Annotated in this window: 5 protein-coding genes; 2 read left to right on the top strand and 3 right to left on the bottom strand. The window is 36.3% G+C overall.

What is annotated here, in order from left to right; genetic code table 11:
- Window positions 1-134: 134 nt before the first annotated feature.
- Both purD and serS read right to left on the bottom strand, forming a co-directional pair.
- Window positions 135-1,406, bottom strand: a complete 1,272-nt coding sequence (gene purD, locus J4T77_RS00145) for a phosphoribosylamine--glycine ligase (RefSeq protein WP_190321098.1) — start codon at window positions 1,404-1,406, stop codon at window positions 135-137.
- Between the two features lie 34 nt (window positions 1,407-1,440).
- Window positions 1,441-2,718 carry a serine--tRNA ligase gene (gene serS / locus J4T77_RS00140; protein WP_190321187.1) on the bottom strand — a complete coding sequence of 426 codons (1,278 nt, stop codon included), beginning with the start codon at window positions 2,716-2,718 and terminating at the stop codon, window positions 1,441-1,443.
- Between the two features lie 332 nt (window positions 2,719-3,050).
- Here serS and J4T77_RS00135 point away from each other — a divergent pair, with 332 nt between their 5' ends.
- Together J4T77_RS00135 and dusB are read left to right on the top strand one after the other, a co-directional pair.
- On the top strand, window positions 3,051-3,986 hold the full coding sequence (locus J4T77_RS00135) for a Ulp1 family isopeptidase (RefSeq protein WP_190321097.1): 936 nt from the start codon (window positions 3,051-3,053) through the stop codon (window positions 3,984-3,986).
- A gap of 25 nt (window positions 3,987-4,011) precedes the next feature.
- The gene (gene dusB / locus J4T77_RS00130) at window positions 4,012-4,974 is read left to right on the top strand and encodes a tRNA dihydrouridine synthase DusB (protein WP_010962313.1); all 963 of its coding nucleotides are present in this window, start codon (window positions 4,012-4,014) and stop codon (window positions 4,972-4,974) included.
- Window positions 4,975-4,980: 6 nt separating this feature from the next.
- Here the strand turns inward: dusB and J4T77_RS00125 are convergent, their stop codons facing one another.
- Entirely contained in the window at window positions 4,981-13,494 is an 8,514-nt protein-coding gene (locus J4T77_RS00125) for a DNA-directed RNA polymerase subunit beta/beta' (RefSeq protein WP_190321096.1), read from the bottom strand.
- Between the last annotated feature and the right edge of the window lie 54 nt (window positions 13,495-13,548).

Here is a 13,548-nt window from a genome sequence, read left to right as displayed (position 1 = left end):
AGTAATCCTTACCTTTTAATCTGCAGATTGGCGAAAGCAAATACAATAGCTTCAGTTTCATGATAAGGGGGCTGGCGGAGTTTGTCAAGGAAGTTTTTCGTTTCTGTGAACCACCTGCTAACCGACAGCTAACATTAACTACCGATATCGTATCTGAAGAAGCCCCCTGGCCATTCTAAAAAATTTAATGCTGAGTACACCTTACTTTTGGCTTCCTCTATAGTGCTCCCTTCTGCTACTATATTTAGCACTCTTCCGCCACCGGAAACTAAGTTACCACTTTCATCGAATTTAGTACCAGCATGAAACACCAACACACCAGGAATGCTTTCAATCTTATCTAATCCTTTAATTACTTCTCCCTTTTGATAATCACCCGGATAGCCTTTACTTGCAACAACTACACAAACTGTAGATTTGTTGTTAAGTTCCACCATTTTGACATTTAACTTTCCTTCTGCAACTGACAACATCAATTTTAACAAATCGCAATTTGAATCAAATCTAGGTAATATAGATTGCGTTTCTGGATCACCGAATCTAACGTTATACTCGAGAAGTTTTGGGCTATCTTTGCAAATCATTAAACCAGCAAAGAGTACTCCTTTATAAGACGTACCCATGTTAACCAATGCTTGAGCTGTAGGGTATATTATTTTTTGGATAATTTTTTGCTCCATGTCCTTACTTATAATTGAAGGTGATGAGTACGACCCCATACCTCCAGTATTTTGGCTTTCATTACTTTCATCAACTCTCTTATAATCTTTTGCACACCCAAGAGTTACTACTTTCAACCCATCAATAAGAGCAAAAAAACTTACTTCTTCTCCAACTAAAAACTCTTCTATGATTATTTCTTCACCTGATTCACCAAATTTTTTCTCCACTAGCATTGAATTTATTGCTGAAAAAGCTTCGCTTTCTGTATTACATATAACCACCCCTTTTCCTGCTGCAATTCCATTTGCTTTCACTACAAGTGGAAACTTTATTTTATTGCTACGTACAAAATCTTTAGCTAACCCTTCATCAACAAAACACTCGTACTTGGCAGTTGGTATACCATATCGCTTACATAGTCCCTTGGTGAAAGACTTCGATCCCTCAAGTTTTGCAGTTGCTTGACTTGGAGCAAAAACATTTATTCCCTCTGCAACTAAATCATCAGCAAGCCCATCAATTATTGGTTGTTCTGGACCAATAACAACCAACTCTATATTTTCTCTCTTGCAAAATTGTGTAACATCCACTGAATTTTGAATATTTACATCCACAAGAGCCCCAAGATCTTTCATAGCTTGGCGACCAGGAGTTACATATAACTCAGTCAAGATAGGAGATTTTTTTAGAGCCCAAAGTAGAGCGTGCTCACGCCCACCAGAACCTATAACCAGAACCTTCATCTTTATTTCCTCGCTTTTCTATATGTCAAAATTATTATTTGCTTATAACAGTATCATTACTCATGTATTTTTGCAACACGTTTGGTATTGCAATCGACCCGTCAGAATTTTGATAATTCTCCATTATGGCAATAATCGTTCTTCCTATAGCTAAAGCTGAGCCGTTTAAAGTGTGAATATATTTTTTCATCTTTTTATCAGTTTCTGAAGAGTATTTAGCGTTCATCCTTCTTGCTTGAAATGCACCACAATTTGAGCAGCTTGATATTTCTCTATATTTATTTTGCCCAGGTAACCATACCTCTATGTCATAAGTCCTTTGTGCAGCAAAACCCATATCGCCACTGCAAAGCAGCATTACTCTGTATGGCAATTCTAATTTTTTTAATATCTCTTCAGCAACACTCATCATACGCTCAAGCTCATCATTTGATTGGTCTTCAGTTGTGATGCTTACCAACTCCACTTTACCAAATTGGTGTTGCCTTATCATGCCCCTGGTATCGCGACCTGCACTACCTGCTTCTTTACGAAAGCACTCCGAATATGCAGTAAAGCGAATAGGCAGTTCTTTTTCTTCCATTATTTTGTCAGCAACTAAATTTGTTAAAAACACTTCACTTGTGGGAATCAACCTCAATTCGTCGATAGTTAAATACGAATCGTCAGAAAATTTCGGTAGCTGACCAACATTATACATAGCTTCGTTTTTCACCAAAGCCGGGTGGTACACCTCAGTATAGCCAAATTCATTAACATGCATTTCAAGCATACAATTTATTAGCGCTCGTCCAAGCTTAGCTAACTGTCCTTTTAATATCGTAAATCTTGATCCGGAAATTCTCGCCGCTTGTTCGAAGTCCATTAAACCTAATTTTTCTCCGAGTTCATAATGAGATTCTGGTACAAAATCAAACTGTCTTTTTCCTCCATATCTTCTCACCTCTAAATTAGAGTTCTCATCTGCGCCTATTGGCACATCTTGCGCAGGAATATTCGGCAAGTTAGATAAAACATTCACTAACTTATCCTTTTCTGCTTGTTCTTTTAAGCTGATTGCCTCCATCTCATTTGTGATGCTTTTTGACAACTCTATTTGCTCTTCACAGGGGCTCTTGCTCATTTTAAGCTTTTTTATTTCCTCTGTGATTTCATTGCGCTGCCTATTCAAATCCTGCAGTTTAGTGGTTAATGATCTTTTCTCGTGATCGATTTCTAATATCTCTTCCGCAGTAGATTCTCTAATTCCCCTGCTTTTCATTGCCTTTTCAAATCCTTCAGGGTTTTTGCGTATATATTCTATATCGTGCATATATTGTGCTATTACTAACATTGTTACTGTACTCCAAAAGCTCTTAATATTCAATATATTCTCATACTACTAAAATTATTATGGTTGATTTTTTTGTTAGAATTTGTTTAAATTTAATTAACTTAGCGTTCATAGGGTGTAGTATGTTGGGCATTACAAAAAATAATCAGAAAGAGAGCACTTACTTTGCTGGTTAGGAATTCGTTATCTACGCTACTTGTGTATGCCTAGCAGCCACATTCGCTGCTGGCTGTTTAGGGGCGGTAATAGGATCCCCTCTATTGACCTTTCCACTTGCTATGCTCATCTCTAACCCCGTAATTTGGGTTTTAATGGGAACAATTCTTACAGTAGCATACAAAATGGTTGTTGAACCTTTATTTTACTTAGCGAAGGGTTATATTAATGGAAAAAGAGCAAGTCAAGGTGAGCAAAAAACTCCAGATGAGGATAGTGGTATTTTTCCTGGACCAGATAATGAAGATGGGTCAACTGTTTCAGAGAACAGTAGTCGCAGAAGTTCTATTGCTTCAAAAGATAGTGGTTTGGGTGGTAAAGAGTTTCATGAAAATTTGGACACTCTTGTGCATCAGACAAACAGAGGAAATTATGCTTACTGGTTATGTGATGATGACATTACACATATTGCAAGAGTTGTGTATGGGTACTCACAAAGTGAACATAGTAATAATAATGTCTATTTTCTTGCTCCTAGCTATTCTAATGGTTGGGACGAACTCACAAAAGAATTTCTTCAGAATTATAGAGGTGAATTAAAACAAAATTCTAAATTGATATTTACTTCGGTTCTTCATATTAACAACAATCATTGGGTAATTTTGGTTATTAAACCTGATGCAGGTGATAAAAAATTTAGAGCTTATTACTGTGACTCATTTGGTAATCAATTGCCAGATAATGTGCTAAATATTGTTAAAAGAGAACTGCAAAAAGAGGAATGGGTATTAGACATAAGAATTTCCCCAACTAAGCAGCAAAGTGACGGGTATAACTGTGGAATATTTGCGTTAGAAAATGCTCATAAAATTACACAAATGCTTAACGAAGACAAATCATTTGACGAAATTGACAAAAAGTTATCAGAATATAAATTTGATTTGAATGAGAAAAGAGAAGAATTTACAAGAGCGCTTATGGAAGATGAGAAATGTAAGGAAGATCTAAGAAATCGTAAGCGTCCGCCAAGGACGAAAACATCTCAGTCTTCTATTTCAAGGGAGAATGCAAGTTTGTGTTGCATTATGTAATCAATGAAAAATTACCATTGACCTTATGCCCCTCCAAATAGGAAATTTGACAATTGATTCTCCAGTTATTTTAGCTCCAATGTCTGGAGTGACTGATTATCCGTTTAGAAGTATTGTGAAGAAACTTGGTGCAAGTTTGTTAGTTTCAGAGATGATCGCAAGCAGAGCTATGATTATGCAAACTCGCCAGAGTTTGCAAAAAGCAAAAGTCGATGCATTAACTGCTGTGCAGCTTGCTGGGTGTGAGCCAGATGTTATGGCGGAGGCTGCAAAATTAAACGAGGACATGGGAGCAAAAATTATAGACATAAACTTTGGTTGCCCTGTTAAAAAAGTTGTAAACGGTTATGCAGGATCAGCGCTAATGCGTGATGAGAAAAAAGCCGCTGAGATAATTGAAGCTGTGGTCAAAGCAGTGAATATGCCAGTTACGGTGAAAATGCGCACTGGATGGAACGATGAAAATCGCAATGCCCCGAGACTTGCGAAAATTGCCGAAGACTTAGGAGCAAAAATGATCACTGTGCATGGAAGAACAAGAGCGCAGCTTTATAATGGTCAAGCAGATTGGAAATTCGTTAGAAATGTTAAAGAGCAAGTGAAAATTCCAGTTATAGTAAATGGCGATATTAAAAATTTAAATGATATTCAGAATGCTCTCAAAGAATCTGGAGCAGACGGAGTGATGATAGGTCGTGGTGCCTACGGTAAACCTTGGCTGATTAATCAAGCAATGAACTTTCTCAGTGGAAGTGAAACTTCTGAGCCAACAGCTTCAGAGAGATTAAGCATCATACTCGAGCATTACGACAATATTCTTGAGTACTATGGAAATGACACAGGAATAAAGATGGCCCGCAAACACATAGGTTGGTACAGTAGCGGGCTTCAAGGCTCATCTGAATTTCGTGTGAGAGTAAATAACATGACAGATAGCACAGAAGTGAAAGAAAATATTATTGGCTTTTTTGGTCAAGAGACACACTAGCTGTACTCAATTCGACTGATCGTATGCCACTACGCTCTCTTCCTCACCAAAGTGTAAATGACAACCATTATCCATCAACCATTCCTCGTCATAAGTTTCAATATCAAAATATTTTTCATATTTATCCACATTATCACAAAGTGAAAGTGCTCTGATCTTATTCATAATCAAACCTGTACCAGCAGGAATTAATCTTCCTACTATAACATTTTCTTTTAATCCACTTAAAGGATCACTCTTCCCGCAGAATGCTGCTTCTGTAAGTACTTTTGTTGTCTCTTGGAAAGAGGCAGCAGAAATAAAGGAGCTAGTTTCAAGACTTGCCCTAGTAATCCCCTGCAGAATAGGAAGATAATGAGTAGGCCGCTTGCCAGAGTTACTCATAGCATCATTTTCCCTATCAACTTCCAGCTTGTCAATGCTTTCGCCAACCAAGTACATAGTATCACCAGGATCAGTAATTTCCACTTTTTGTAGCATTTGTTTTAAGATCACCTCTAAATGCTTATTGTCTATACGAACACCCTGCAATCTATAAACTTGCTGTATTTCAGAAATCATATAGTGCGCTAAAGCTTCTAACCCAAGCACACGTAAAATATCATGGAGATCAGGGTCACCATCCATCAATAGATCACCTTTACGTACAAAATCACCTTCATTGACTATTACATGCTTACTTCTTGATACCAAATATTCAACTGGAGAAATTTGTTCATCTACAGGTTTAATTAATATACTGCGTTTTCCTCTACGGTCTTTTTCAGAAAACGCTACATAGCCATCTATCTCACTAACAATAGCATGCTCTTTAGGACGACGTGCTTCAAATAACTCTATAACCCTCGGTAAACCACCAGTAATATCACGAGTTTTAACTGACTCTCTTGGTGTTCTTGTAATAACATCACCTGCATGAACCTTCTGGCCATCTTGTACATTGAGCACTGCACCGATTGGTATAAAATAACATGCTTCAACGCCACTTGCGAGTGTCATTACTTTACCATTATCGTCAAGCAGCACAATACGAGGACGTAAATTAGCTCCACCAGAATGCAATTTCCAGTCTTTTACTACTTTGCTTGATATTCCTGTAGATTCATCCATCACTTCAGTGATCGAAATTCCATCTTTTAAGTCCTGATAAGACACTGTACCAGTCTTCTCCGTGATAATAGGCAATGTATAAGGATCCCATTCCGCAACTTTATCGCCAATTTTTACTGACCCACTCTCATCTACATAAAGCTTAGCGCCGTAAGGTACACTGTGCTTCAACTTCTCACTACCAAGGCTATCCATCAACACGACTTCACAGGAACGGCTTATCACAATTTTATTTCCGTTTCTATCTATAATTATATTACTATTGTTTAACTTTATTTTAGCATTAATAGAAGCTATAATATTCGAGGATTCAACGCCTCTAGTCATTACTCCACCTATATGAAAAGTACGCATCGTTAACTGAGTACCTGGCTCTCCAACAGATTGAGCAGCTATAACACCAACTGCTTCACCTATTGAAACAATTTTACCAGTTGCAAGGTCTCTTCCATAACATAAAGAACATACACCAGGACTTATTTCACAAGTTAAAGGCGATCTAATTTTTACAACATCAAGACCTGCAATGCTGATTTGCTTTACTTTATCCTCATCAATTAATTCCCCTGCTTTTACTAATAATTCTTTTGTCACTGGGTTATATATATCATTTGCAGCTGTTCTACCCAGCACAACACTCTCTAGAGATGCAACTATAGTACTTCCTTCAACTGTAGCTCTCACAACAAGACCATTTTTTGTTTTACAGTCATGCTTTGTAACTATGCAATTTTGAGATACATCAACTAAACGACGAGTTAAGTATCCAGAGTTTGCAGTTTTAAGTGCAGTGTCAGCTAAACCTTTACGCGCACCGTGAGTAGAATTAAAGTATTCAAATACGTTCAATCCTTCACGGAAATTAGAAATTATAGGTGTTTCTATAATCTCACCAGAAGGTTTGGTCATGAGCCCTCGCATTCCTGCTAGCTGTTTCATCTGTGAAGTAGAACCCCTTGCACCAGAGTTAACCATCATATACACTGAGTTGTACTTACTATTTCCATCATATATAGATATTGCTTTTAACATATCATTAGCTATCATATCCGTACACTTAGACCATTCATCTATAACCTTGTTATACCTCTCACTTCTAGTTATTAGCCCATCTTGATATTGCATAGAGAATTTCTTAATTTCACCCCTCGCGTGATCAACATGTGTAGCTTTAGTTTCAGGTATAACCATATCACAACGACCAAAAGAGACACCAGAAAATGTGGCATACTCAAAGCCAAGTACCATTAATTTATCAGAAAATGCCACTGTAGCACTTTGACCACAGTTACGATATACCAAATCAACTATACCAGTTATTTCCTTGACTGTTAATATCTGATTTATTAGATCGAAGCCTAGATTCTCATGCTTAGGAAAAATTTGCCATAATATTAAACGGCCAGGAGTTGTACAAACAGTTTTATAGTGAGTTTCACCGCTGCTATTAATATACTCCATCCTATACTTTATACTAGAATGAATATGTAAAGTACCATCACTCAAGAAATGCTCAACTTCACAAAAAGCACCAAAAGATGGTAAATTATCTTCCTTAGGTTCTTGTAAAGTCAGATAATATATACCAAGTACTATATCTTTACTAGGAACTATAATCGGTCTGCCATTAGAAGGACTTAAAACGTTATTAGTGGACATCATCAACACCCTAGCTTCAAGCTGAGCTTCCAATGAAATTGGCACATGCACTGCCATTTGATCACCATCAAAATCAGCATTAAACGCCGTACAGACAAGCGGATGAAGCTGTATTGCTTTGCCTTCAATAAGGATTGGCTCAAAAGCCTGAATACCAAGTCTATGTAGCGTAGGCGCTCTATTCAACAAAACAGGATGCTCTTTTATTACCTCTTCAAGCATATCCCAAACTTCTGGTTTTTCTGCTCTTATCAACTTACTAGCAAACTTAATAGTTGGAGCCATACCATACATCTTAAGCTTTGAGTAAACAAAAGGTTTGAATAGTTCAAGAGCCATTCTTTTTGGTAATCCACACTGATTTAGTTTCAAAGTTGGACCAACAACTATTACAGAACGTCCAGAGTAGTCTACCCTTTTTCCTAAGAGGTTCTGGCGAAAACGACCCTGTTTTCCTTTTAACATATCACTAATGGACTTTTTATATCCAACAGCACCAGCTTTATTTACCAAAGTATTACGACGACTATTATCAAAAAGAGAATCAACTGCTTCTTGTAACATCCTTTTTTCATTACGAATCATAATCTCAGGAGGATTTAAGCTCAACAATTTTCTCAACCTGTTATTTCTATTAATAATAGTCCTATAATGATGATTCAGATCAGAAACTGCAGGACGACCACTCTCAAGCGATACCAAAGGACGCAAATCAGGTGGTAAAATAGGTATAGTTGTAAGTATCATCCACTCAGGCCTATTTCCAGATTTAATGAAGTTTTCAACAATACGCAATCTCTTTATAATTTTCTTTCTTCTTATCTCAGAAGCAACAGATTCTAATTCTAGTCTTAAATCCTTCCTAATTTCATGTAAATCAAGGCGCGTTAGCAACTCTCTTATAGCTTCAACACCTTGCATAGCTACAAAACTATCGATCCCATAGCTATCTTTAGCTTCATTATAAGCTTTTTCACTAATAATCTCACCTTTTTCAAAAGGCGAAACAAGAGGATCTATTACGATATAATTATCGCTATATAAAATATTCTCAATATCTCTGAGAGACATATCCAATAATGCTCCAATTCTTGAAGGAAGCGATTTCAAAAACCATATATGAGCAACAGGAGATGCAAGCTCTATATGACCCATCCTTTCTCTTCTTACTTTAGAAGATGTAACTTCTACTCCGCATTTTTCACATATGCGACCTCTGTGTCTTCTTTTTTTGTATTTTCCACATAAACATTCATCGTCATTGACAGGGCCAAAAACCTTAGGGCAAAATAATCCACCTTTCTCAACTTTGAACGTACGATAATTTGCAGTTGAAACATCTTCTATCTCACCACAAGATATACGCTTAATACTTTCAGGGCTAGCAATCGATATGCTAACCTCATTAAAAGGTTGTGCAATGTTAGTGTGAGATATATCTTCAATCACTACATCATTTTGCTTTAAATCTACATTTAAACATAAAGAACGTAGTTCTTTTATCATCACATTAAAGGATTCAGGAATTCCACATTCAAAATTACTGTCACCTTTTATTACCGATTCATAAATCTTAACTCTACCATTAATATCATCAGACTTCACAGTTAACATTTCCTGCAAAGTATAAGCAGCACCATAGGCTTGTAATGCCCAACATTCCATTTCACCAAAACGCTGACCACCAAAATGAGATTTTCCTCCAAGAGGTTGTTGAGTAACCAAACTATAAGGCCCTACTGAACGCGCATGAATTTTACCATCAACCAAGTGGTGCAACTTAAGCATGTACATGTAACCAACTGTAACCTTGCGGTCGAATTTTTCACCACTGCAACCGTCATATAATACAGCTTGTCCAGAGTTATCTAAACCAGCAAGTTCAAATAATTTTGCTATTTGTTCATCTTTTGGACCCTCAAATACAGGTGCAGCAACAGGAACGCCATCACGTAATTTGCGTGCAAATTCAATGAGATTATTATCACTAATATTACGAATATCATTACAGATAGATACGTTATTGCCATAGCTATAAACCTCAATCAGGAAGTTACGTAAATTGCTGTATGAACTTTTACAAGAGTTCAAATAGTTCTCTACTAACTCATTCAACTCGTCATTTAGTGCATTCTTATTAGGTGTATTTAAAACAGAAGCCGTTATTTCATCATCATCAATATTTTCAATTTTTTTATTATCAAGGTATGCTACTGCAAATTGTGTAAAATTATCATCGTTAAGGGACCTAATTCCCTTGCAAAAAGCACTTTTGATCTTATTGATCTCATCGAGAATATTACTTACCTTTTCCCCTAATTTTCTACAAGCCCAACCTACATGCGTTTCCAGTATTTGCCCTACATTCATTCGTGAAGGAACACCAAGAGGGTTAAGAATAATATCAACAGGAGTACCATCTTCCAAATAAGGCATATCTTCCACTGGCACAACTCGAGAAATCACACCTTTATTTCCATGTCTACCAGCCATTTTATCCCCTGGTTGCAGACTATGTTTCACAGCAATGAAAACTTTTACTGACATCGACACACCTTGAGGCAGGTCATAACCTTCATGTAATTTTTCTACTTTTCGCTTAAACTGTGCTATTGCATGTGATACTTTTTCATCAAAATCTTTTTTTAAGCTCTTAACTTGCTCAGAAATGGATTGGTTTTTTAATCCTATACCCCACCATTGCTCACGTTCAATAGAGTCAAATTTTTCTCGATCTTGAGAACCAGAATTAATAAGAAGTTTCTTCAGTTCATCATAGAAATATTCACTAGTAACATTGATTATATAATCTCGCTCTTCCTCAAAGTCATTTATCTCTTTTTGTTTGATGAGTAATGCCCTTTCATTTTCTTCAACCCCCCTGCGTGTAAAGACTTGTACATCAATTACTGTCCCTTCAACATCTGGAGATGTATATAAAGAGGAATCCGCACAATCGAATGACTTTTCACCAAAAATTGTCATTAATAACTTCGTTTCAGGAAGCAATGAAAGAGAAGGTTTAGGTGTAACTTTACCTACCAGAATATAGCCTGGACCAACTCTTGTACCAATTTTCACTATACCATTATCATCCAAGTGATATAGATTTTCTTCATTAACACCAGGTATAGCACGAGTTATTTTTTCTGATCCTAAAGGGGTATCATGTACAACACAGTCAAATTCTTCTATATGAATAGAAGTAAAGAGATCTTTTTTAACAACTTCACTAGAAATAATAATAGAGTCTTCAAAATTATAACCTTGCCAAGACATAAAAGCGACTAGCAAATTTTTACCAAGCGCCAACTCACCACTGTTAATTGCAGGACCATCAGCTATTACATCACCCTTTTTAACATAATCACCTACGCACACTAGCGGTCTTTGATTAATACAAGTATTATGGTTAGAACGCTGAAATTTCCTTAGATGATAAATATCTACGTCCAAGTAGTTAACCCTTTCTTTATCAAAAGCACGTATAACTATAGAGTTACTATCAGAACTATCAACTATGCCATCGCGTTTTGCTAAAACTACAGCACCAGAGCCAGAAGCTACAAAAGACTCCATACCAGTAGCAACCAGAGGAGCGGTAGGCTTCAATAAAGGTACGGCCTGACGTTGCATATTTGAGCCCATTAATGCTCTATTAGCATCATCATTTTCTAAAAATGGAATCAAGGAAGCTGCAACTGATATTACCTGCTTAGGAGATACGTCAATGTAACTAACTTGGTCGCTACTTACCATGACGAAGCTACCAGCATATCTACAGTATAGCATGTCATCAACAAAGCAATTATTTTCATCAAGCTTTACGCTAGTGTCAGCTATATGATGTGAGCCTTCGTCTATAGCAGAAAGATACTCAATTTGATCAGTAACAACCCTATTGACTACTTTTCTATAAGGGCTTTCAATGAAACCATATTTATTAATACGCGCGTATATAGCTAAGCTGTTGATTAACCCTATATTTTGCCCTTCAGGAGTCTCAATAGGGCAAATTCTTCCATAATGAGTTGGATGAACATCACGCACCTCAAATCCTGCCCGTTCTCTTGTTAAACCGCCAGGACCTAACGCGGATAACCTTCTTTTATGTGTTATTTCAGATAACGGATTAGTCTGATCCATAAATTGAGATAATTGAGAAGAATTGAAGAAATCTCTTAAGACATTAGTTAACACTTTTGGATTAATAAAATCAGATGGAGAAACTTTATCTAAACTAGAAGTGGACATAGAATCAACTATTGCGCGTTCCAATTTCAACAACCCAGTTCTAAATTGATTTTCTATAAACTCTCCAACTGATCTTACTCTTCTGTTTCCTAAATGATCAATATCATCTACAGATCCTTGACCGTCACGTAACAATACTATTTTTTTCACAATTTCAATAATATCTTCATGCGTTAAAACAGTTAAATCCTCATCATAATTTAATCCAAGGTAAGAGTTAAGCTTCAACCTACCAATGTTAGACAAATCATAATATTCCGGACTGAAGAAAAGATTACGGAAAAACTCTTCTACTATCTCTAAAACAGGAACTTCACCAGGACGCAAAACTCTATATATTTCATATAGTGCATCCTGATAAGACATGTTTTCATCTAAGAAAAGCGTATTTAATATATAAGGTCCAACAAACAAATTATCTATGTTCAGCACTGATATTTCATCTACAGATAATAACTCAAGCTTCTTTATGTCTTCCAGCTTTATAGATTCACCAGCAGATAAAATTTTCGTAGAGCTAGCACTATCCATTAAATCTTCTGCGAGGAATAAACCACATATAGAATTAAACGGAACCAGATACTCTTTCAATTCATTATCATATAGCTTTTTAGCTAGTCTTGAGGTAATACGAACGTTAGCTTTAAGCAGCACATTACCTTCAATATCCATTAAGTCGAAAGGCAGCCTCACTCCTTTAAATTTATCAGGAACAAAAGGCACTTTCCAACCATCTTTATGTTTTACATACTTTATTTTCTCATAAAATCTATCGAGTATATCATTATTTGATAGACCCAACGCCTTTAATAAAACTGAAATTGGCAATTTTCTTTTTCTATCAACACGAAAATACAAATGGTCTTTAACATCAAATTCAATATCAAGCCAAGAACCCCTATAAGGAATAATTCTAGCAGAATAGATCAATTTACCAGAATTGTAAGTTTTTCCCTTATCGCTATCAAAAAATACACCAGGAGACCTATGCATTTGTGAGACGATAACTTTTTCCACACCATTAATGATGAAAGTGCCCTTATCAGTCATCATAGGCAACCCACAAAAGTGGACTTTCTGCTCTTCTATAGATTTTACAACGGTTGCAAGTTTAGAATGATCTCCACTCTCTTTAATCGATTTATATTCATCAAGAGAAATACCATCCTGCATAACAACAAGACGTATAGAAGCAATAACCTGAGCAGAAAAAGTTACACCACGCTTTATACACTCAGATTCATCATACTTAGGATCATCTACCCTACAACTTATAAACTCAATAGTAGCCCTACGCAAAGGATCATTTATTGGAAAGATTGTATGAAAGATAACTTCAAGTCTTTCATTACCCTTATTCTTAGGAGTAAAAGAATCATATGATTCTTTTTGAACCTTAACCAAATCCAATAAAGAATCTTTTAAATCAATCGACCTAGAATAAGAAACTCTAGGAACAAAAGCACCAGAAGCGTACATATAAGAAGAATCAACCATTAAAATACCCCAAACTAATTAAAAGAGCTATATCAATATAAAATTAATACATTA

It is taken from the genome of Wolbachia endosymbiont of Drosophila innubila, from assembly GCF_021378375.1.
GTDB classification, from domain to species: Bacteria; Pseudomonadota; Alphaproteobacteria; order Rickettsiales; family Anaplasmataceae; genus Wolbachia; species Wolbachia pipientis.
Note: the sequence above shows the minus strand (reverse complement) of the source record. Positions and strands in the feature narration are given on the sequence as shown.